Raw genomic sequence first — 22,489 nt, 5'->3', positions numbered from 1 at the left:
GGCGTGGTCCAGGGGCCGAGAGGCCCCGGACACCCTTCAGACTTCCGGGCGGTGTGACACGGGAACGTCACACTTGCCAGTCGCACCGCCCGGAGCACCACCGAAGTGCCGCACCGCTCGCGGTCTCTTCACCTGGCAAGTTCTCTGTTACTTGGCAGTACCCCTGCAGAAACACGTAGTACCAGCGGTCACCCCCGCACTACCCGCAGTACACGCAGTGAACATTCGCGTCGCCTCGGGCCGTCACCCCGGGTCGTGCAGCCAACGCAGTTTCCCAAATCCCGCGTCTCCAATCTTCATGCGGGTGCCCCTATGAACCTTGGGAGTTAGGCACCATGACCCAATCGTCTGTGGAGCCCAAGACCAGTGCGGATGAGGCCGGCGACGGCTCTCTGAACCCCGCCGGCCGTTCTTGGCTCGACCGGTATTTTCATATAACGCACCGAGGATCCAACGTCGGTAATGAAGTTCGTGGCGGTATCACGACCTTCATGGCCATGGCGTACATCCTTCTGCTCAACCCCCTGCTGCTCTCCGGCAAGGATGTCGCCGGAGACACGATGAGCCAGAAGGCTCTCATCACGGCCACCGCCTTCGCGGCTGCTCTGACCACGCTCCTCATGGGCTTCATCGGCAAGGTGCCGCTCGCCCTCGCCGCCGGCCTCTCGGTCTCGGGTGTGCTGGCCTCGCAGGTCGCTCCCCAGATGACCTGGCCCCAGGCCATGGGCATGTGTGTGCTCTACGGTGTGGTGATCTGTCTCCTGGTCGTCACCGGCCTCCGTGAGATGATCATGAACGCGATCCCCCTCGCGCTCAAGCACGCCATCACCATGGGCATCGGCCTCTTCGTGGCCATCATCGGTCTCGTCAAGGGCGGCTTCGTCGGCCGCGGCCCGGAGTTCGGTCCGCCGGTCCAGCTCGGTGCCGTCGGTGAGCTCTCCGGCTGGCCCGTCCTGCTCTTCTGCGTGACCCTGCTCACCATCTTCATGCTGCAGGCCCGCAAGGTCCCCGGCGCGATCCTGATCGGCATCGTGGGCGGCACCGTCCTCGCCGCGATCCTGAACGCCGTCGTCGAGATCGACGACAAGGCGTGGAAGAACGGCCCGCCGGTCCTCAACGGCTCCGCCGTCTCGCTGCCCGACTTCTCCCTCTTCGGCGACGTCAGCTTCGGCGGCTGGGGCGATGTCGGCTACATGACGGTCGGCATGATCGTCTTCACCCTGGTGCTCGCGGGCTTCTTCGACGCCATGGCCACCATCATCGGTGTCGGCACCGAGGCCAAGCTCGCCGACGACAAGGGCCGCATGCCGGGTCTGTCGAAGGCCCTGTTCATCGACGGCGCCGGCGGTGCCATCGGTGGCGTCGCGGGTGGCTCCGGCCAGACCGTGTTCGTCGAGTCCGCCACCGGCGTCGGTGAGGGAGCCCGCACAGGCCTCGCCTCCGTCGTCACGGGCCTCTTCTTCGCTGCCTGCCTCTTCTTCACCCCGATCACCCAGGTGGTCCCGGGTGAGGTCGCCTCCGCGGCCCTGGTCGTCATCGGCGCGATGATGATGCAGAACGCCCGCCACGTGGACTGGGCCGACGCCGCGACCGCGATCCCGGTCTTCCTGACCGTCGTGATCATGCCGTTCACCTACTCGATCACGGCCGGCGTCGCCGCCGGTGTGATCGCCTGGGTCGCCATCAAGGTGGCACAGGGCAAGGCTCGGGAGATCGGTGCCTTCATGTGGGCGCTGACCGCGATCTTCGTGGTCTTCTTCGCCCTGAACCCGATCGAGGGCTGGCTCGGGGTCCACTGACCCGGCCGGACCTGATCGGTCCGTACGAAGAGCCGCACCCTCCACGTATCCGATACTGGATACCGAACCTGTCCGAGGAGGCCTCCATGCTGGACATCGCCGCAGATTTGAACCGGTGGGTCGAGCAGGGGCGTGACTTCGCGGTCGCCACGGTCGTGGCGGTCGGCGGAAGCGCCCCGAGGCAGCCCGGGGCCGCACTCGCCGTAGACGGCGAGGGCACGGCCATCGGCTCGGTCTCCGGTGGATGCGTGGAGGGTGCGGTGTACGAGCTGTGCCGGCAGGCGCTCGAGGACGGCGAGACCGTCCGGGAGCGCTTCGGCTACAGCGACGACGATGCTTTCGCCGTGGGTCTGACCTGCGGCGGGATCATCGACATACTCGTCACCCCGGTCCCCGTGGGGTCTCCCGACCGGGCGGTGTTCGCGGCAGCCCTGGCCGCCGCCGCCTCCGGTGAGGCCGCCGCGGTGGCCCGGATCGCGGACGGTCCTGCCGAGCTGATGGGCAGGGCCGTCCTCGTCCGTTCCGAAGGCGCCCACGAGGGCGGCTTCGGCGGACACCCCGAGCTGGACCGCACCATCGCCGGAGAGGCCCGCGCCATGCTCGACGCCGGCAAGACCGGCGTGCTGGAGATCGGCGCCGACGGCCGGCTCTGCGGAGAGCCGCTCAAGGTGCTGGTCGAGTCCAGCGTCCCGCCCCCGCGCATGATCGTCTTCGGTGCCATCGACTTCGCCTCCGCCCTCGTGCGGATCGGCAAGTTCCTCGGCTACCGGGTGACCGTCTGCGACGCACGGCCGGTCTTCGCGACGAGGACCCGCTTCCCCGAAGCGGACGAGATCGTCGTCGACTGGCCGCACCGCTACCTGGAGGGCACGGACGTGGACGGCCGGACCGTCCTGTGCGTGCTGACCCACGACGCCAAGTTCGACGTCCCGCTCCTCGAACTGGCCCTCCGGCTTCCCGTCGCGTACGTCGGAGCCATGGGCTCCCGCCGCACCCACGAGGACCGCAACAGGCGGCTCCGCGAGGTCGGCGTGACCGAGCTCGAACTGGCCCGGCTGCACTCCCCGATCGGCCTGGACCTCGGCGCCCGCTCCCCGGAGGAGACCGCGCTGTCCATCGCCGCGGAGATCGTCGCCAACCGGCGCGGCGGCACCGGCGTGACCCTGACCGGCGCGCACATCCCGATCCACCCCGACGTGGCGAACACCCCGCTGGACCGGATCGGCTCCGTGGCGTGAAGAACTGACCTTCGCAGGTGAGCGGCGGGCGCAACTCCCCAGGGGTTGCGCCCTTTTGACGTTCCGTCTATTTTACCGGCCGGTAACAGGAGGAATCCTCTCCATCCCGCTCCCACCTCTTCCCCACACCGGAGTTGAACGGATGTCACGCACCCTCCGCACCCTGACCGCGCTCGCCGCGGCCACCCTGCTGACCGCCACCCTGCCGGCCGGGGCCGCGGCCGAACCGGGCGACGGACTGCGGGAGGTGCTCTTCGTCGGGAATAACTGGGAGGGCACCGCCGACGTCCTCGCCTCCACCGGCGACCTCGCCAAGGTCGGCCGGATCAACGTGATCCCCGACAAGGCGGAGCGGCTGCGGGAGATCTACCTCAATCCCATCAAGCTCGCCTTCTTCCTCGGCGTACGGGAAACCGCCGGCGAGGGCCACGACCAGTTCGTGGACGACATGTACACCACCCCCGACGGCACCGCGGTCGTCGCCTCCCGGCCCAGCTTCGCCGACGTCGTCTCCATCGACGTGCGCACCGGCCGGGTCAACTGGCGCTTCCCCGTGGCCGGTTACCGCGCCGACCACATGGCGGTCTCGCCCGACGGGACGAAGGTCGCGGTCTCCGCCTCCACCGCCAATACCGTGCACGTCCTCGACATCGCCACCGGGAAGCAGGTCGGCTCCTTCGCCACCGGGGACAAGCCGCACGAGAACGTCTTCAGCCGCGACGGCCGCTTCCTGTGGAACAGCGCCATCGGGGACGTGACCTCCGCCCTCGACGCGCCCTGGCTGGACTGGACGAAGGGCGACCGGAAGATCACGATCGTCGACGCGCAGACGTTCCGCACGGTCCGGGTGATCGACATGCGGGAGCGGCTGGACGCCTTCGGCCGCCCCGACCTCTCCGATGCCGTACGCCCCGTGTCCTTCAGCCCCGACGAGTCGAAGTTCTACTTCCAGGTGTCGTTCCTGAACGGCTTCCTGGAGTACGACGTGGCCTCCGACCGGATCACCAAGCTCAAGATGCTCCCCGCGAACCCCGCCACCACCGGCGACCGCACCAAGTGGGTCAACGACTCCCGCCACCACGGCATGTCGATGAGCCCGGACGGGGCCAAGCTCTGCATCGCGGGCACCATGGACGACTACGCGACCGTCGTGGACCGGGCCACCCTCACCGAAGGCCCGCTCGTGCCCGCCGACAAGCCGTACTGGGCCACGGTCGACGGCGACGGAACCTCGTGCGTGATCTCCGAGAGCGGCTCCGACCGGGTCACGGCCATCGACTTCGCCACCGGCGCCAAGCGGGTGTCCGTCCCGGTGGGCGACCACCCGCAGCGGGTCCGCCTCGGCCACGTCCCGGCGGGGTGGACGGGCCCGACGGGCCGGTAAGGGGCGCGCGAACTGGCCAAACGCGCACATCAGGCCACTTTGAGGTGACCAGTCCGGGATGACCGATTAGTCTCGTGATCATGGTGGACATCCGTGAGGTACCCGAAGCCGACATCGACCGTGCTCTGGAGCTCGCGTACCTGGTCTTCCACGATCGGCCCGAGAAGGGGGGCCGCGAGAAGCACCACGCGCTGCTGACCCGCTGCCGCCGGACCGGCGCCTACGACGGCGACGCCCTGGTCGGCTTCATGGCCGCGCACGACTTCCGGCTCTCGGTGCCCGGGGCGGACCTGCCCTGCCCCGGGCTCACCTTCGTCTCCGTCGCCCCCACCCACCGCCGCCGCGGCGTGCTCACCGGGCTGATGGCCGAGATGCTGGGCCACGCCTCGGAGACGGGAAGTCCGATCGCCGCCCTCTGGGCCTCCGAGGCCGCCATCTACGGCCGCTTCGGCTTCGGCAGCGCGACCACCGGAGTCACCGTCGAGATCGACTCCACCCGCCCGCTGGCCCTGCGCGTCGACCCGGACCCGCGCCCTCTGCGGCTCGTGGACCCGGACGGGGCCCTTGCGGAGATCGGCCCCTTCCACGAGGCGGCCCGGGCCGTGCGGGCCGGCCGGCCGACCCGCGGCCCCGAGCGCTGGCGCGACGAATGGCTGAGCGAACAGGCCGAGGACGACGAGGAGCTGAGCCCTCCCCGGATCATCGTCCTCGGCGACCCGGACGAGCCGATCGCCGGCTACGTGGTCTACCGCACCAAGGCGGAGGACGACTCGGGACCCGCCCGCACGCCCGGGCTGGTGCGGGTGGAGGAACTGGAGGCCGAGACCCCCGCGGTCGCCGCCGCCCTGTGGGAGTGCCTGACCGCCCTCGACCTCACCGGCAAGGTCTCCGCCTGGGGCCGGCCCGTGGACGACCCGCTGCTGCACTTCGCCGCCGACCGGGACCAGGTGCGGGTCACCGCCCAGTTCCCCGCGCTCTGGCTGCGCCTGGTCGACGTACGGGCTGCGCTGACCGCGCGGTCCTGGGCCGCGCCGGTGGAGCTGGTGCTGGAGGTGCACGACGTACGGCTGCCCGCCAACGCCGGGCGGTTCCGGCTGAAGGCGGGGCCGGGCGGGGCGGCGTACGAGCACGCGGACACCGCCCCCGACCTGGCCCTGGACGTACGGGAGCTGGGCGCCTGCTACCTGGGCGGGACCCGGGTCGTCGAACTCGTCGCGGCCGGGCTCGTACGCGAGCACACCCCCGGCGCGGCGGCGGCGCTGGACGCGGCGCTGGCCACGGGGAACGGGCTGCTGCCGCACACCGCGGACGAGTTCTGACCTCCCCGTACTACGCCGGGAGGGAGATCCGGGCCGCCGCCATCCCGAAGCCCGAGCTCAGAATGCGGGAGGACAGTGCGTCCGGCATCCGGTGCAGGTCCTCCGGGCGGTAACGGCTGATCTCCTGGTGCCAGTTGAGGATCCCGGCGTGCCAGTCCGCCAGCTCGCCGACGTAGGCGTCGAGCGCGGCCCGGGCTTCCCCGCCGAGCTTCCAGTCCTCGTAGAGCACCGGCAGCTGGGTCGCCACGATGTGCTCGAACTCCTCGGTGCGCCGGGTCATCAGCGCATGGCAGATGTGCAGGGCCTGCGGGTATCCGATGTCGAAGAAGTTCTGCGTCACGAGGACGTGGTTGTGGACCTCGCCCTCGACCTCCACTTCCTTCTGGTACGAGTAGATGTCGTTGATCAGGCAGGCGGCGTCCGCGACGGCGTTCTCCAGCGACCGGATGGTGCCCGAGGCGTAGATCTCCTCGGGGATGCCCCGGTCCTGGTGCCCGAGCCGGCACAGGTACATCGTGAGGCGGCTGCCGAAGGTGAGGCGGCGCATCTCCGCGTAGTCCACCGGGTCCGGGATGCGGTTGCGGAGCTGGTTGTCCACCTCCCACACCCAGCTCTCCAGCATCTCCACCAGGGTGGCCCGGAACTCGGTGCGCTGCCGCCCGGACATGACGGCGCTCGTACGCACCCACAGGTCGGCCAGCCCGCGCTCCATCGCGGTCACGGGCTCGGCCTGCTCGGCGGGGTCGACGGGGGTCATCGCGATCAGGCGGGCCGTGGCGGCCTTGGCCGCCGGAAGGTTTCCGCCGCGCCCGAAGGCGAGCGGGTAGTAGTCGTCCGCGTACGTGCCCCAGCTCAGCCAGCACGCGCTGAGGGACAGCGCCTCGGGCGAGGCGTCCGGGTCGATGCCCGCCGAGCAGAGCGCGAAGTCGTAGCCGCGCAGCTTCTCCTCGGTCCAGATCGCCGAGCCGGGATCGCCCGGCTGCGGGTCCAGCAGGCCCATCCGCCGGCACCAGGCCACCGACTCCTCGCGGGCGTGCGCCAGGTGCGGGCTGAGGGTGAGCCGGTGCGGCATGTAGATCTCGGGGATGACGGAGGGCCCGGTCCGTTCGAAGGGGACGTGGGTGAAGGAGCGGCGGCGCAGCTCCATCGAGCGCCGGGTGAAGACGGACCCCAGGTCGAGGGCGGCGGTGCCGAGGCCGGTGGGGAGGAACGGCAGGGTCAGCGGGGCGGTGGCCTTGGCCTTCTCGTTCATGTAGCGGCTGGAGACCATGTGCCATTCGTGGCCGCCGGACTGCCAGTCCTGCAGGCCCTTGGTGTAGGCGAGGACGGCGGCGATCTCGGCCGGGTCCATGGCGTGGTCGGCGAACAGCTGGGGGAGTTCGGTGAGCGCGGTCTGCTCGAACTGCTGGAGGCGGGAGGTGAGCAGGTCGTTGGAGGCCTCGGCGGCCTCCTGGGTGGTGCAGCCGAGGAAGGTCTCCAACACCAGGATGGCGTTGGACAGTTCGCCTTCGTCGGCGACCTCGCGCTGGTAGGAGAAGATGTCGTTCCTGATGTGCACGGCGTCGGAGAAGGCGTCGCGCAGCACGCCGAGGGGCCGCGCGTGCGCGACGCGCGCCGGGACCTCGGCGGAGACGTACTCGATCAGGCCCGCCGACCAGGGGGCGCCGCCCACCTTGCGGCGCATCTCGATGTACTCGAGCGGGTTCGCCACGCGCCCGATGTCGATGTTGGCGAGCTCCCACATCGACTCGTCGAGCAGGTTCTTCGTGGACAGGGAGAACCGTTCCCGCCAGTCCGCGGACATCGCGGGCACCGTCCGCCGCCACAGGTCGGCGAGGCCCGCCTCGACCGGGTTGGTGGCCTCGGGGAAACCGTTCGCCAGGTCCATCGGCATGAAGGCGGCGAGCCGGTCGAGGTACCGCTTGGCGCCGTCGCGGTCCTTGGAGCGCTTGAACATCTCCAGGAAGTGGTCGTCGAAGAAGAACACCCACACGTACCAGTCGGTGACCAGCGACAGCGCGTCGGCGTCGCAGTCCGGGTGGGTGTACGAGCACAGCAGCGCGTAGTCGTGCGAGTCGAGGTCGCTCTCCTCCCAGACGCCGGAGCCCTCCAGCATCCCGAAGTCCCGCGCCCACTGCTTGGTGTGCGTGCGTGCGTCCTCCAGGTGGGGGTTCAGTCGGGCCGGATAGGGCACGTAGAAATCCGGCAGTTGGAACGGCTGCGTCACGGCGGGCTCGGCCTTTCGGTCATGGGTGCGGGGGCCGGTTCGCTCCGGCCCCCGCACGAGATCAGCAGTGCCCTACCCCGGGTGCCCGCGCGATAAGGGGGAGTTCACTTCTTCAGGTGACCGAGCCGTCTTTCCGGGGCGCGAAGGCCTGTCGGGGGATAGACGGGTGCGGGTGCCGGCCGAACTGGTCGGCCTGCATCCGGTACATGGACGCGTACCGCCCGCCGAGCGCCAACAGCTCCTCGTGGCCGCCCTGTTCGACGAGCCGGCCCTCGTGCAGCACGTAGATGACGTCGGCGAACCGCACCCCGGACATCCGGTGCGTGACGAGGACGACGGCCCGCTGCGGCCCGGCCAGTCCCCGGATGGACTCGAAGGCGGCGATCTCCGCCTCCGGGTCCAGGGCCGACGTGGGCTCGTCCACGACGATGACGCGGGCGTCGCGGAACCGGGTCCGGGCCAGGCCGAACTTCTGCCACTGCCCGCCGGACAGCTCCGAGGCACCCCTGAACACCCGGGCGAGCAGGGTCTCGTAGCCGTGCGGGAGCTTCTCCACCACCCGGTCGGCCCCCGCGTACCGCGCCGCGGCGACCACCTCCTGCTGCGCCTCCTCCGGTCCCGGCCGGCCGATGGCGATGTTGGTCCGGGCGGTCACCGGCCAGCGCTCGAAGTCCTGGGTGAGCAGGGCGACCCGGTCGAAGACCTCTTCCCGGTCCGCGTCCTTGACCTCGACCCCGTCCCAACTGAGCGAACCGGAGTCGGGCAGATGCAGGCCCGCGAGCAGCTTGACGAGCGTGCTCTTGCCCGAGCCGTTCTCCCCGACGAGTGCGACGACGCTGCCCGCCTCCACGGAGAGGGTGATGTGCGCGAGGGCGGGCGCGTCCCGGTCGGGGTAGCTGAAGCTGACGTCGTCGAACCGCACAGCACCGAGCCGCTCCGGCAGCGCCAGCCCGCCGTCCGGGATGGCGCGCCGCCCCGCCTCCTCCACGAACCGCTCCAGGTCCCGCACGTACAGGGACTCCTCGTGCAGCGTGTTGGTGGTGGCGACGAGCGCGCCCAGGCTCGCCGACCCGGTCCGCACGGCGATCACCGCGGTGCCGGCGACGGCCAGGTCCATCCGGCCCGTGACGATGAGCGCGGCCATCGCCCCGTACGTGACCAGCGCGGCGGCCCCGGACAGCGCGGCGGCCAGCAGCTCGGTGGCGGCCTTGTCGCGGGCGAGCCGGGTCGCCTCGCCCTCGGCGTGCTCGGCCATGTTGCGGTAGTGGCCGAGCAGGTAGCGGCCGACGCCGTGCACCCGTACCTCCGGTGCCGACGTACGGGAGATCAGCAGCTGACCGATGAGCCGGGCGGCCCGTACGTGCTCGACCCAGGTGATGACGGACAGGTACCGGCGCTGCGCGACCCGCATCGCACCCCAGCCGCGCGGCGCCGCGATCAGCAGCAGCAGGGGCAGCAGCAGCGGATGCAGCACGGTCAGCACCCCGGCCGTCGCCACGAGCGAGATGATCCCGCCGAGCGCGGCCACGCAGGCCCCCACCGTCCGGCGCGCCGAGGGCGGCCCCCACTGGGCGCTGTCGAGCAGCCGCCGGAACTCCCCGTCCTCGATGGCCTCCAGCTCCACCTCGACGGCGGCCTTCAGGTACTGCTCGTGCGCGGCCCGCTCGATCTTGGGCTCCAGCCGTCCGGCGGCCGCCGTGGACCGCGAGGCCAGCACGGCCCCCAGTACGGCGACCAGCGCCCCCGCGGCCAGCGCGGGCAGGGCGGCGTGCAGCCGCTCGCCGGAACTCCCGGCCCCGAGCAGCGTACGGAGCACCTCGCTGAGCACGAGCAGCCCGGCGGCGGAGGTCACCCCCTGCCCGGCCTCGGCGACGGCGACGGTGAGCAGGGCGCGCCGATCGGTCTCCCAGGCGAGCCGCAGGGTCCCGCGCACCATGCGGGGCATGGACCGCAGCGTGCTGATCAGCCGCCCTTCCAGCCGGGCGTAGTCGTGGTTCGACCACCCCGCGTCGTACCGCAGGGGCCCGCCGAACAGCCTCCGCTCGCTCTCGGAAACGGCGGGCCGGACGGTCCCGGGCCGTTTGAGCAGCCTCAGTCGCCTCACGCGCGGCCACCCCCGACCGATGCCGGGTCGAACACCACATGAACGTGCACGGATCGCAAGATTCCTCCCGAGCTGCCACGGCTGCGCACTGACGCCGCAAGAACGTGGCTGCTCAGAGCCGCGTCACGGGCCCCGGGGAACGAACGCCCGCACGCACGTCCGACCTCGCCGCCGAGCCCAAGGGGCGTACGGCCACCCCTCCGTGACGCGGCGTTCGAACCACTCGGAGGTGGTGATGACCCCCTTCGAGGGATTGCGTCGGGAGCGGGTGTCGGAGAGTGGGGTGATTGTCGGATTAGGTTAGTTTGTCCGTGTTGTGGATTCCGGCGTTCCGAGAGGGAGACTCATGGCGATCGAACTGGACAAGGTGCTCGACAAGGCGTGGGCCGAGAAGCCTCTTTCCGAGGTGCTCTCCGCTCCGGTGTCCGCCCTCAAGGGGGTCACCGACAAGGACGGGGAACTGCTGAAGGAGGCGTTCGGGATCAAGACCGTCGCCGATTTCGGCCAGCTGAAGTACGCGCGGTGGGCGCAGGCGCTCGTCGCGCTGAACCAGACCGTCAAGGTGTAACCGGCAGGCGGTGCGTGGTCCGCGTACTCGGGGTCCGCGGACACGGCAGTGAAAAGACCGTCCTCCTCGCCCTTGTGACGGGCGGGGAGGACGGTCTGGGTTGCACAAGTCAGTCGGATTCGGATCCGGCTTCGAGGTTGCCTTCCGTGTCCAGGTAGACCTGGCGCAGGGATTCGAGGATCTGCGGGTCCGGCTTCTCCCACATGCCGCGGGACTCGGCCTCCAGGAGGCGTTCCGCGATGCCGTGCAGGGCCCAGGGGTTGGCCTCCTCCAGGAAGGCGCGGTTGGCCGGGTCCAGGACGTACGTTTCGGTGAGCTTGTCGTACATCCAGTCCGCCACCACGCCCGTCGTGGCGTCGTAGCCGAAGAGGTAGTCGACCGTCGCCGCGAGCTCGAAGGCGCCCTTGTAGCCGTGGCGGCGCATCGCCTCGATCCACTTGGGGTTGACCACGCGGGCGCGGAAGACGCGGGAGGTCTCCTCGACCAGGGTGCGGGTCTTGACCGTCTCGGGGCGGGTGGAGTCGCCGATGTAGGCCTCGGGGGCCGTGCCGCGCAGGGCGCGGACCGTGGCCACCATGCCGCCGTGGTACTGGAAGTAGTCGTCCGAGTCGGCGATGTCGTGTTCGCGGGTGTCGGTGTTCTTCGCGGCGACCGTGATGCGCTTGTAGGCGGTCTCCATCTCGTCGCGGGCCGGGCGGCCCTCCAGGCCCCGGCCGTACGCGTAGCCGCCCCACACCGTGTAGACCTCGGCCAGGTCCGCGTCCGTACGCCAGTCGCGGGAGTCGATGAGCTGGAGGATGCCGGCGCCGTACGTGCCCGGGCGCGAGCCGAAGATACGGGTCGTGGCCCGGCGTTCGTCTCCGTGGACGGCGAGGTCCGCCTGGGCGTGGGCCCGGACGAAGTTCTGGTCCGCCGGCTCGTCGAGGGATGCCGCGAGCCGCACCGCGTCGTCGAGGAGGCCGATGACGTGCGGGAACGCGTCGCGGAAGAAGCCCGAGATGCGGAGCGTCACGTCGATGCGGGGACGGCCCAGTTCGGCGAGGGGGATGGGTTCGAGGCCCGTCACGCGGCGGGAGGCCTCGTCCCAGACCGGGCGGACGCCGAGGAGGGCGAGGGCCTCGGCCACGTCGTCGCCCGCCGTGCGCATCGCGCTCGTGCCCCAGAGGGACAGGCCGACCGAGGCCGGCCACTCGCCGTTGTCCGTGCGGTAGCGGGTGAGGAGGGAGTCGGCGAGGGCCTGTCCCGTCTCCCACGCGAGGCGGGAGGGGACGGCCTTCGGGTCGACCGAGTAGAAGTTGCGGCCCGTCGGCAGGACGTTGACCAGGCCGCGCAGGGGGGAGCCGGAGGGGCCCGCCGGGATGAAGCGGCCGTCCAGGGCGGAGAGGACGTGGGCGATCTCGTCCGTCGTGCCGGCGAGGCGGGGGACCACCTCGCGGGCCGCGAAGTCCATGACCGCCGTGACGTCCGCCGAGTACGCCGAGGTGACGGAAGCCACGGCTTCCGGGGACCAGTTCGCGTCCTCCATCGCCTGGACCAGGGCGCGCGCCTGCTCCTCGACGGCATCGGCCGAGGTGCGGGTGGCCGCCGACTCGTCGAGGCCGAGCGCCTCGCGCAGGCCCGGGAGGGCGGTCGTGCCGCCCCAGATCTGGCGGGCGCGCAGGATCGCGAGGACCAGGTTGACGCGGGACTCGCCGGTCGGGGCGCCGCCGAGGACGTGCAGGCCGTCGCGGATCTGGGCGTCCTTGACCTCGCACAGCCAGCCGTCGACGTGGAGCAGGAAGTCGTCGAAGCCGTCGTCGTCGGGGCGTTCGGCCAGGCCCAGGTCGTGGTCGAGCTTCGCGGCCTGGATCAGGGTCCAGATCTGGGCGCGGATGGCCGGGAGTTTGGCCGGGTCCATGGCGCTGATCTGGGCGTACTCGTCCAGGTGCTGTTCGAGGCGGGCGATGTCGCCGTAGGACTCGGCGCGGGCCATCGGCGGGACGAGGTGGTCGATGAGGGTGGCGTGGACGCGGCGCTTGGCCTGGGTGCCCTCGCCCGGGTCGTTGACCAGGAAGGGATAGATGAGGGGCAGGTCGCCGAGGGCCGCGTCGGGTGCGCAGGAGGCGGAGAGGCCGGCGTTCTTGCCCGGGAGCCATTCCAGGTTGCCGTGCTTGCCCAGGTGGATCATCGCGTCGGCGCCGAAGCCGCCGTCGGCCGCCGCCGCCTGGATCCAGCGGTACGCCGCCAGGTAGTGGTGCGACGGCGGCAGGTCCGGGTCGTGGTAGATCGCGATCGGGTTCTCGCCGAAGCCGCGCGGCGGCTGGATGAGGATCAGGAGGTTGCCGCGGCGCAGGGCGGCCAGGACGATGTCGCCCTCGGGGTTGGAGGAGCGGTCGACGAACATGTTGCCGGGGGCCTCGCCCCAGTGTTCCTCGACGCTTTCGCGGAGGTCGGCGGGGAGCTCGGCGAACCAGCGCTTGTAGTCCGCCGCCGGGATGCGGACGGGGTTGCGGGCCAGCTGCTCCTCGGTCAGCCAGTCCTGGTCGTGGCCGCCGGCCTCGATGAGCGCGCGGATCAGCTCGTCGCCGTCGCCGGAGACCAGGCCGGGGATGTCGGAGGTCGGGCCGAAGTCGTAGCCGGCCGCGATGAGGGTGCGGAGCAGTTCGACGGCGCTGGCCGGGGTGTCCAGGCCGACCGCGTTGCCGATGCGGGAGTGCTTGGTGGGGTACGCGGAGAGGACGAGCGCGAGCTTCTTGTCGCGGCGGTCGATGTGGCGCAGGCGGGCGTGGCGCACGGCGATGCCGGCGACGCGGGCGGCCCGCTCGGGGTCGGCCACGTAGGCGGGCAGGCCGTCCTCGTCGAGCTCCTTGAAGGAGAACGGGACCGTGATCAGACGGCCGTCGAACTCGGGCACCGCGACCTGGGTGGCGGCGTCGAGGGGGGACAGGCCCTCGTCGTTCTCCTCCCACGCGGAGCGGGAGCCGGTCAGGCAGAGCGCCTGGAGGATCGGCACGCCCAGGGCGGCGAGGGCGCCGGCGTCCCAGGACTCGTCGTCACCGCCCGCGGAGGCGGTCGCGGGGCGTGTGCCGCCGGCGGCGAGGACGGTGGTGACGATCGCGTCGGCGGAGCCGAGAGCCTGGAGGAGCTCCGGCTCCGGGGTGCGGAGGGAGGAGACGTAGAGGGGGAGCGGGGTCGCGTTCTGGGCCTCGATCGCGTCGCAGAGGGCGTGCACGAACGCGGTGTTGCCGGACATCTGGTGGGCGCGGTAGTAGAGCACCGCGATCGTGGGGCCGCCCTCGGTGGCGGCCTGGGTGCGCTCCAGGGGGCCCCAGGTGGGGGCGGCGGCCGGGGGCTCGAAGCCGTGGCCGGTGAGGAGGACCGTGTCGGAGAGGAAGCGGGCCAGCTGCTCGAGGTTGGCGGGGCCGCCGTGCGCGAGGTAGGCGTGCGCCTCGGCCGCGATGCCGATCGGGACCGTGGAGGCCTCCATCAGCTGGGCGTCGGGGGCCTGTTCGCCGGTCAGGACCACGACCGGGCGGGTCTGCCCGGGGGCCAGGAGCACGTCGAGGCCGTCCTGCCAGGCGCGGAGGCCGCCGAGGAGGCGTACGACGACCAGGTCGACTCCGTCGAGGAGCGCGGGGAGGTCGTCCAGGGGAAGGCGGGAGGGGTTCGCGAAGCGGTACGGGACGGGGCCGTCGGCCGTGGTCGCGGCGCGGGCGCTGAGCAGATCGGTGTCGGACGTCGACAGCAGCAGGATCATGCGGCGGCAGGCCTTCCTCGGGGTTTCCGCGCCCCGGGCAGTGAGGACAGCGGGAGTTCCTGACTTGCCCTTTGGCCGTTGGCTGCCGGGCTCACAGTGGCGGGACCGCGCCGGAATCTCACCGGGCTTCCTCCCATGTCGCCGTCCTCGGCGATGGCGGACCGTGTGGCGCCGCCGGGGTCATCCTAGGTGGCCTTTGCCCTGGCCGGGCGCGGGGGTGGGGGCGGTGGGTGGTTGGGTGGTCGGGTGCGGCGCCGTTGCCGGGGCTCTGCCCCGGACCCCGCGCCTCAAACGCCGGCGGGGCTGGATCGGCCGGCGTCGCGTGCAAACGCCGGCGGGGCTGGATTCGGCCGGGCGGGGTGGTGACGGACACAGGTCGGGGGAGGGGAATCGTAGGTATGCTCGCCGCCATGCCCCAGCCCCCTTCCGCCGCATCGCGGGACGAACCCGTCATACGGGATCGCGGTGACGCCTGCCCCGGTGCGCTGCGGCTGCATGCCGCCGACGACGGGTACCTGGCGCGGGTCCGGATTCCGGGCGGGCTGCTCGACGTCCGCCAGGCGTCCGTGCTCGGGCTCGCCGCCGAACGGTTCGGGGACGGGCACCTGGAGCTGACCTCGCGCGGGAACGTTCAGTTGCGCGGTCTCGGCGAGGAGTGCGGGAGCGGACTCGCGCAGCTGCTCGACGCCGCCGGGCTGCTGCCCGCGCCGAGCCATGAGCGGGTGCGCAACATCGTGGCCACGCCGATGGCCGGCATCCTGAGCGCCGGGCGCCCCGACGTGACGCCCTGGGTCGGGGAGCTGGACCGGCTGCTGTGCGCGAGCGCCCGGGCGACGGCGCTGTCCGGGCGGTTCCTGTTCGCCCTCGACGACGGGCGCGGGGACGTCGCCGCCCTCGAGCCCGACGTGACCGTGCTCGGCCGCGCGCACGGCCGGGCGCTGGTGCGGCTCGGGGCGGGCGCCGGCGCCGTCGAGGTGGCCCAGGCGGACGCGCCCCGGGCGGCCCTGCTGGCCGCCGAGTATTTTCTCGACGCCGCCGACGCGGCCGGGACCCGGGCTTGGCGCATCGCTGAGCTGCCCCCTGAAAACGCCCTGGACGAGCGGGAGTTCGTACGCAGGCTGGGCGCCGCCGGGGTCGACGCGAGCCGTGTGCCCGCCGTGGTGTGGCCGTACGCCGAGCCGCCCCGGCCCTGGGGTCCGGGTCTCGGCAACACCGCCCCGCTGTGCGTACTGCCCCCGCTCGGACGGCTGACCGTCGCCCAGTGGCGGCTGCTGGTCCAGGTCGCCGACCGAGGCGGTGGCGGCGGGCTGCGGGTCACCCCGTGGCGGACCGTCATCCTGCCGCGCGCGAGCACCCGCAGGCCGATCAACGGCTACGCCCGCATCCGGGACGCCGGGCTGGTCGTCGCACCCGACGACCCCTGGCAGTCCGTCACCGCCTGCACCGGAAAGCCCGGTTGCGCCAAATCCCTCGCCGACGTACGCGCCGACGCGCGGGCCCTCGTAGGCGAGTCGGCCGGTGGACTGCCCGTGCACTGGTCCGGCTGCGCCCGCCGCTGCGGACATCCGCGCGGCGCCGCATGGGTGGACCTGGTCGCCACCGTGGACGGGTACGAACTCGACGGGAAGCCCACCCCCCATGCCCAGTTGGCGGCCGCCCTCACGGCCGCACGCACCACCACACCACCCGCATCGCAGTGAAGAAATGAGCGAGTACACCGTGTTTGAGTACGAGAAGGACGGCGCCGCGATCTACCGCCAGTCCTTTGCCACGATCCGCGCCGAGGCGGACCTCTCGGGGCTGCCCGCCTCGGTCGCCCAGGTCGCGGTGCGCATGATTCACGCCTGCGGGATGACCGACCTGACGAAGGACCTGGGGTACACGCCCGAGGTCGTGCTGCGGGCGCGGGCCGCGCTCGAGGCGGGTGCGCCGATCCTGTGCGACGTGCAGATGGTCGCCAGCGGGGTCACCCGCAAGCGGCTGCCCGCCGACAACCGCGTGATCTGCACGCTGTCCGACCCGGCCGTGCCCGAGCTCGCCGCGAAGATGGGTACCACGCGCAGTGCCGCCGCGCTCGAAGTCTGGCGCGACCAGGGGCTGTTGGAGGGCTCCGTGATCGCCGTCGGGAACGCGCCCACCGCACTCTTCCGGCTGCTGGAGATGATCGAGGAGGGCGCCCCGCGTCCCGCCGCCGTCATCGGCGTGCCCGTCGGCTTCATCGGCGCCGCCGAGTCCAAGGACGCCCTCGCCGCGCACGCCTCGGGGCTCGACCACCTCATCGTGCGCGGCCGGCGCGGTGGCAGCGCCATCGCCGCCGCGGCGGTCAACGCCATTGCGAGCGTGGCCGAATGAGCGGGGCGGGACGCAAGGGGCGGCTGTACGGGGTCGGGCTGGGGCCCGGCGACCCGAGCCTGATGACGCTGCGGGCCGTCGAAGTGATCGGCGAGGCCGATGTCGTCGCCTACCACAGTGCCCGGCACGGGCGGTCCATCGCCCGGTCGATCGCGGCGAAGCACCTGCGCGAGGGGCACATCGAGGAGCCGCTCGTCTATCCGGTCACCACCGAGACGACCGACCACCCCGGCGGCTACCAGGGCGCGATGGAGGAGTTCTACGAGTCCGCCGCCGCCCGCCTGGCCGTCCACCTGGACGCCGGCCGGACCGTCGCCGTGCTCGCGGAGGGCGACCCGCTCTTCTACAGCTCGTACATGCACATGCACAAGCGGCTCGCGGACCGGTACGAGACCGAGGTGATCCCCGGCGTCACCTCGGTGAGCGCCGCCGCCGCCCGGCTCGGCACCCCGCTCGTGGAGGGCGAGGAGGTACTGACCATCCTCCCCGGCACCCTGCCCGAGGAGGAGCTCACCGCCCGCCTCGCCGCCACCGACTCGGCGGTCGTGATGAAGCTCGGCCGGACCTTCCCCGCCGTGCGCGGAGCGATGGAGAGCAGCGGCCGGCTCGCCGAGGCCCGTTACGTCGAGCGCGCCACCATGGAGGGCGAGCGGACGGGCGTGCTGGCCGACACCGACCCTTCGAGCGTGCCGTACTTCGCCGTCGCCGTCGTCCCGAGCCGGATCGGCAACCCGGGCAGCGTGCCGTCCGGGCCCGGCGAGGTCGTGGTCGTCGGCACCGGTCCGGCGGGGCCGATGTGGCTCCCCCCGCAGACCCGGCGGGCGCTCGCCGACGCCGAGGTGCTGGTCGGGTACACGACGTACCTGGACCGGGTGCCCGTCAAGCCGGGCCAGGTCAGGCACGGTTCGGACAACAAGGTGGAGTCGGAGCGCGCCGAGTTCGCGCTCGACCTCGCCCGGCGCGGCAAGCGGGTGGCCGTCGTCTCCGGCGGCGACCCGGGGGTGTTCGCCATGGCCACGGCGGTCCTGGAGGTCGCGGGACAGGACGCCTACAAGGACGTGCCCGTACGGGTCCTGCCGGGGGTGACGGCGGCCAACGCGGCGGCCGCCGCGGCCGGCGCCCCGCTCGGCCACGACTACGCCACCATCTCCCTCTCGGACCGGCTCAAGCCGTGGGAGGTCATCGCCGAGAGGCTGCGGGCGGCCGCCGCGGCCGACCTGGTGCTCGCCCTGTACAACCCCGGCTCGCGCAGCCGGAACTGGCAGGTGGCGCAGGCCCGCGAGCTGCTGCTGGAACTGCGCGCCCCCGAGACCCCGGTGGTCGTCGCGCGTGACGTGGGCGGGCCGGAGCAGTCGGTGCGGATCGTCACGCTCGCCGAACTGGAGCCGTCCGAGGTGGACATGAGGACGCTCCTGCTGATCGGCTCCTCGCAGACCCAGGTCACCGAGCGGCCCGACGGGTCGCGGATCACGTGGACCCCGCGCCGGTACCCGTGACGGGTTGAGCCTGTTCGGTCGTCGGGCCCGGGGTGGCGAACCGCCCCGGGCCCGGGCCGTTTCAGACCTCGGCCCCGAGCCATCGCAGGGCTGCGGCCACCGAACCGGCCTCCGCCACGCCCTCCGGGACCGCGGGGCGCCGTACGACGAGGACCGGGATGCCCGCCTCGCGGGCCGCGGCGAGCTTCGGCGAGGTCGCCGAGCCGCCGCTGTCCTTCGTGACCAGTACGTCGATGCGGTGGCGGGCCAGCAGCTGCCGCTCGTCGTCGAGGGTGAACGGGCCCCGGGCGAGCAGGACTTCGAGCTGCGGCGGCGTCGGTGCGTCCGGCGGATCCACCGAACGCACCAGGAACCAGGTGTCGGTGAGGTGCGCGAAGGTGTGCAGGCCCATCCGGCCGGTGGTCAGGAAGGCCCGGCTGCCGAGCGTGGGCAGTACCGCCGCCGCCTCTTCGAGGGAGTCGACGAACCTCCAGTCGTCGCCGGCACCCGGCGTCCAGCCGGGGCGCCGCAGCGCCAGCAGCGGGACGCCCGTGAGCGCCTCCGCCTCGGAGGCGTGGAAGCTCATCCGCTCCGCGAACGGGTGGGTGGCGTCGATGACGCGCGTGACGTCGTGGCCGACGATCCAGCCCGCGAGACCCGCGATGCCGCCGAAACCGCCGATGCGGATCTCGCCGGGCGGGAGCACCGGCGAGGTGACCCGGCCCGCGAGCGAGGTGGTCACGAGGACCGAGGGGTCGGGTGCCAGCGCCTCCGCGAGCTGCCTGGCCTCGGTCGTACCGCCGAGGATCAGCACGTGGTGGGCGGGGAGGGGGGCAGGTTCAGCAGACATGCCGGTCGCGCTCGGGGGAGTACAAGTGGCTGTCGCGGAACTGTTCCGCGCCCAGAGTGCGGCCCACCACGATGACGGCCGTGCGGACAAGTCCGTGCTCCTTAACCTGGGGGGCGATGTCGGCGAGGGTGCCGCGCAGGATCAGCTCGTCGGGGCGGCTGGCCATCGCGACCACCGCCACCGGGCACTCGGCCCCGTAGTGCGGCAGCAGTTCGTCCACGACCCGGTCGACGTAGCGGGTGGCGAGGTGCAGGACGAGCAGGGCGCCGCTGCGGCCCAGGGTGGCCAGGTCCTCGCCGGGCGGCATCGGGGTGGCCTGCTGGGCGATCCGGGTCAAGATGACGGTCTGGCCGACGGTGGGGACGGTCAGCTCCCGCTTGAGGGCCGCCGCGGCCGCCGCGAAGGCGGGGACGCCGGGGACGACCTCGTAGGGGATGCCGGCCGCGTCGAGCCGCCGCATCTGCTCCGCGACCGCGCTGAAGATGGACGGGTCGCCCGAGTGCAGCCGTGCGACGTCCTGGCCCGCCTCGTGGGCCCGTACGCACTCGGCGATGATCTCGTCCAGGTTCAGCTGCGAGGTGTCGACCAGGCGGGCGTCCGGCGGGCACTCGGAGAGGAGTTCGCGCGGGACGAGGCTGCCCGCGTACAGGCAGACGGGGGCGGCGGCCAGGGTCCGGGCTCCGCGCACCGTGATCAGGTCGGCGGCGCCGGGGCCGGCACCGATGAAGTACACGGTCATGTCTGGTCCTGGTCCTTTTCCTTGGTGACTGTCCACTGGGTGACGGGCATCGCCTGGCGCCAGCCCGTGAACCCGCCCACCGGCACGGCGTGCGCGACGGCGAGCTTCACCAGTTCGCCGCCGTGGCGCCGGTAGCGGTCGGTGAGGACCGCCTCCGATTCGAGGGTGACGGTGTTGACGACGAGCCGGCCGCCGGGGGCCAGGGCCGCCCAGGCCGCGTCGAGGAGGCCGGGGGCGGTCAGGCCGCCGCCGATGAACACCGCGTCGGGCGCCGGGAGGCCGGCGAGCGCGTCGGGTGCGGCTCCGACGACCACGCGCAGGCCGGGTACGCCCATCGCCGCCGCGTTACGGGTGATCCGCGCGGCTCGCTCCGGTACGCGCTCCACCGCCACCGCCCGGCACGAGGGGTGAGTCCGCATCCACTCGATGCCGATGGAGCCGGAGCCGCCGCCGATGTCCCACAGCAGCTCGCCGGGGGCCGGGGCCAGCGCGCACAGGGTCGCCGCCCGGACGTGGCGCTTGGTCAGCTGGCCGTCGTGCTCGTAGGCGGCGTCCGGCAGGCCGGGGGTGGCGCCGAGGCGCGGGGCCGGGTGGGCGGGGTCGCGGCGGCAGTCGACGGCGACCACGTTCAGGGGATCGCCGGGCGCGTGGTCCCAGCCGTCCGCGCGGCCCTCGTGCGCGTCCTCGCGCTCGGAGCCGAGCTGTTCCAGGACCCGCATCCGGCTCGGGCCGAAGCCCCGCTCTCGAAGCAGAGCAGCGATCTCGTTCGGGGTCGCCGCTCCGGCGCTGAGCACCAGCACCCGGCGCCCCTCGTACAGGGCGGCCGCGAGCCGGGCCACCGGGCGGCCCACCACGGTGACCACCTCGGTGTCCTCCACCGGCCAGCCCAGCCGGGCGCAGGCGTAGGAGACGGAGGAGGGGTGCGGGTGCACCATGAGGGCGCCGGGCCCGAGCTCCTCGGAGAGCGCGCGGCCGATCCCGTAGAACATGGGGTCGCCGCTGGCCAGCACCGCGATCCGGCGGCCGGCGTGCTCGGCCATCAGCTTCGGCACGGCGGGCCGCAGCGGGCTCGGCCAGGCCACCCGCACCCCGGCGCACTCGGCGCCCGGCAGCAGGTCCAGCTGGCGCGGCCCCCCGATCAGCACCTCGGCGCGGGACAGCGCGGACCGCGCGGCGGCGGTGAGCGCGGCCCAGCCGTCGGCGCCGAGGCCGACGACCGATACGGGTATGGGGGGCGGTGCGGAGCTCACTGCGCGGTACCTCGGGAAACGGACGACGGGGGGTGGACCCGCAGCCTACTGGCCCGCAGCCCCGGTTCCAGGACCAGGGTGACCACGACGGAGGCGGCGGCGAGTGCGGTGACGGCCGCCGCCGGTGACGTGAACTGGGCGACGGCTCCGGCGAGGGCCGCGCAGACGCCCTGCATCGTCAGCATCCCGGCCGAGTGCAGCCCGAGGGCCTGGCCCTGGGTGCCGTCGGGGAGCAGCGCGACGAGCCGCTCCTGCATCAGCAGCCCGGCCGAGTACCCGACGGAGGCCAGGGCCACTGCTGCCGACGCCACCAGCGGGCCCGGCTCCAGGGCGAACACCAGGTACGGCACGGCCAGCAGCAGCCGCAGCGGGGCCGCGAGGCGGGCCCGCAGGGGTCCGGGCAGCCAGCGCCCGGCGACGGTGTCCCCGACGAGCATCCCGGCGGCGGCGCAGCCGAACAGGAGCCCCGCGTGCGGGGGATCGTAGGGGACGAACAGGGCCTCGCAGCCGACGATCAGGCCGTTGGGCACCCACAGGGCGAGGTACAGGGTCCGGCGGGCCGGGTCGGAGAGCAGGAGCCGGTTGGTGCGCCAGGTCTGGGCGGGGGAGGGCCGGCCGGCGGCGCGGGGAGGGCGGCGGCGCAGCCCGAGCCGGACGGTGAGCGCGCCGGCCAGCCCGAGCGCGGCGGCGGTGAGGAGGGCCCCGCGCGGGGAGAAGGCGGCGACGAGGATCCCGCCGGCGGCGTAGCCCGCGATCTGGGTGGCACCCGCGCAGACGGCGAGTGCGGACCGGCCGAGGAGGTAGTCCCCGGGCGGCAGGATCTCGGTGAGCAGCCCGTACCGGACGCCGCCCGCGAGGGAGTCGGCGAGCCCCTGCCCGAGGAGCACCGCGAACACGGCCCACAGGGGCAGCCCGTCCACGGCGAGGAAGGCGGTGCCGAGGGAGGCGAGGGCCGCGAGCCCGCCGAGGGCGGCCCGCGGGGGCAGCCGGTCGGCGGCGGACAGCAGCAGGGTCGCGCCGAGCACCTGGGCGAAGGACGGGCCGAACATGCCGAGGGCGGCGAGCAGGGGGCTGCGGGTGTGGTCGTAGACGAGGACGCCGAGGGCGAGTCCGCCGAGCGTGGAGGAGCCGGTGCGGAGGGCCGCGGCGGCGAAGAAGGGGGCGAACTCGGGGGTGCGGGCGAGGGAACGGTACGAGCGGGGCGGTGGCATGCGGGGAGTCTCCGGGCGGGCCCCCGGGGTGGCCTAGAGTTTCGCGTGGACGCGAAACCCGGCCGGGGGGCGGGTGCGGGCCGAGGACTCGGGGCTCCGCCCCGGGCCCCGCGCCTCAAACGCCGGCGGGGCTGGTTTTCGCCTGGGCGATGCGGCCGAGCGGCATCATCGAGGCGAAGGCCGGGAACTGGTCCTTGATCGGGGCCGTCTGGTCGGTCTCGATCAGGCCGGGCAGCA

General features: G+C 72.8%; 15 protein-coding genes and 1 riboswitch. Of the genes, 8 read left to right on the top strand and 7 right to left on the bottom strand.

What is annotated here, in order from left to right:
- Positions 1-335 precede the first annotated feature (335 nt).
- From AB0O21_RS32550 to AB0O21_RS32535, 4 genes are all read left to right on the top strand, one after another.
- On the top strand, positions 336-1,799 hold the full coding sequence (locus AB0O21_RS32550; protein ID WP_365176911.1) for an NCS2 family permease: 1,464 nt from the start codon (positions 336-338) through the stop codon (positions 1,797-1,799).
- Positions 1,800-1,885: 86 nt separating this feature from the next.
- Positions 1,886-3,037, top strand: a complete 1,152-nt coding sequence (locus tag AB0O21_RS32545) for an XdhC/CoxI family protein (RefSeq protein ID WP_365176909.1) — start codon at positions 1,886-1,888, stop codon at positions 3,035-3,037.
- Positions 3,038-3,179: 142 nt separating this feature from the next.
- Complete coding sequence (locus AB0O21_RS32540) at positions 3,180-4,421, top strand: YncE family protein (protein WP_365176906.1); 1,242 nt, start codon at positions 3,180-3,182, stop codon at positions 4,419-4,421.
- A gap of 80 nt (positions 4,422-4,501) precedes the next feature.
- Entirely contained in the window at positions 4,502-5,740 is a 1,239-nt protein-coding gene (locus AB0O21_RS32535) for a GNAT family N-acetyltransferase (RefSeq protein WP_365176903.1), read from the top strand.
- 10 nt (positions 5,741-5,750) lie between these two features.
- On the opposite strand, the gene AB0O21_RS32530 is transcribed toward AB0O21_RS32535, so the two are convergent.
- Entirely contained in the window at positions 5,751-7,967 is a 2,217-nt protein-coding gene (locus AB0O21_RS32530; protein WP_365176900.1) for a germacradienol/geosmin synthase, read from the bottom strand.
- 112 nt (positions 7,968-8,079) lie between these two features.
- On the bottom strand, positions 8,080-10,062 hold the full coding sequence (locus AB0O21_RS32525; protein ID WP_365177008.1) for an ABC transporter ATP-binding protein: 1,983 nt from the start codon (positions 10,060-10,062) through the stop codon (positions 8,080-8,082).
- Positions 10,063-10,417: 355 nt separating this feature from the next.
- Here AB0O21_RS32525 and AB0O21_RS32520 point away from each other — a divergent pair, with 355 nt between their 5' ends.
- Entirely contained in the window at positions 10,418-10,639 is a 222-nt protein-coding gene (locus AB0O21_RS32520) for a hypothetical protein (protein WP_365176898.1), read from the top strand.
- A gap of 109 nt (positions 10,640-10,748) precedes the next feature.
- On the opposite strand, the gene cobN is transcribed toward AB0O21_RS32520, so the two are convergent.
- Entirely contained in the window at positions 10,749-14,375 is a 3,627-nt protein-coding gene (cobN, locus tag AB0O21_RS32515) for a cobaltochelatase subunit CobN (RefSeq protein WP_365176895.1), read from the bottom strand.
- 46 nt (positions 14,376-14,421) lie between these two features.
- Positions 14,422-14,540, bottom strand: a riboswitch (cobalamin riboswitch).
- A gap of 245 nt (positions 14,541-14,785) precedes the next feature.
- Between cobN and cobG the strand changes: the two genes are divergently transcribed.
- Genes cobG through AB0O21_RS32500 form a run of 3 tightly spaced genes read left to right on the top strand, consistent with a single transcriptional unit; the run spans position 14,786 to position 18,223 of the window.
- Entirely contained in the window at positions 14,786-16,075 is a 1,290-nt protein-coding gene (gene cobG / locus AB0O21_RS32510) for a precorrin-3B synthase (RefSeq protein ID WP_365176892.1), read from the top strand.
- A gap of 4 nt (positions 16,076-16,079) precedes the next feature.
- Positions 16,080-16,727, top strand: a complete 648-nt coding sequence (locus AB0O21_RS32505; protein WP_365176889.1) for a precorrin-8X methylmutase — start codon at positions 16,080-16,082, stop codon at positions 16,725-16,727.
- Positions 16,724-18,223 carry a precorrin-2 C(20)-methyltransferase gene (locus AB0O21_RS32500; RefSeq protein ID WP_365176886.1) on the top strand — a complete coding sequence of 500 codons (1,500 nt, stop codon included), beginning with the start codon at positions 16,724-16,726 and terminating at the stop codon, positions 18,221-18,223. The genes AB0O21_RS32505 and AB0O21_RS32500 overlap by 4 nt, the downstream gene beginning before the upstream one ends.
- Positions 18,224-18,284: 61 nt before the next feature.
- Here AB0O21_RS32500 and AB0O21_RS32495 read toward each other — a convergent pair whose 3' ends face one another.
- From AB0O21_RS32495 to AB0O21_RS32480, 4 genes are read right to left on the bottom strand one after another with little or no spacing between them, the layout of a single operon-like run.
- Positions 18,285-19,052, bottom strand: coding sequence for a cobalt-precorrin-6A reductase (locus AB0O21_RS32495; protein WP_365176883.1), 768 nt, complete (start codon positions 19,050-19,052; stop codon positions 18,285-18,287).
- Positions 19,042-19,791 (bottom strand): precorrin-4 C(11)-methyltransferase, encoded by a 750-nt coding sequence (gene cobM, locus AB0O21_RS32490; protein ID WP_365176881.1) that lies wholly within the window; start codon positions 19,789-19,791, stop codon positions 19,042-19,044. Before cobM ends, AB0O21_RS32495 begins: the two co-directional genes overlap by 11 nt.
- On the bottom strand, positions 19,788-21,041 hold the full coding sequence (gene cbiE, locus AB0O21_RS32485; protein WP_365176878.1) for a precorrin-6y C5,15-methyltransferase (decarboxylating) subunit CbiE: 1,254 nt from the start codon (positions 21,039-21,041) through the stop codon (positions 19,788-19,790). The genes cobM and cbiE overlap by 4 nt, the downstream gene beginning before the upstream one ends.
- Entirely contained in the window at positions 21,038-22,252 is a 1,215-nt protein-coding gene (locus AB0O21_RS32480) for an MFS transporter (RefSeq protein WP_365176875.1), read from the bottom strand. Before AB0O21_RS32480 ends, cbiE begins: the two co-directional genes overlap by 4 nt.
- Between the last annotated feature and the right edge of the window lie 237 nt (positions 22,253-22,489).

The sequence above is a fragment of the Streptomyces sp. NPDC091371 genome, from assembly GCF_040684275.1.
Classification (GTDB): Bacteria; Actinomycetota; Actinomycetes; order Streptomycetales; family Streptomycetaceae; genus Streptomyces.
The sequence above is the reverse complement of the archived record's forward strand: the minus strand, read 5'-3'. Positions and strand labels throughout refer to the sequence as shown.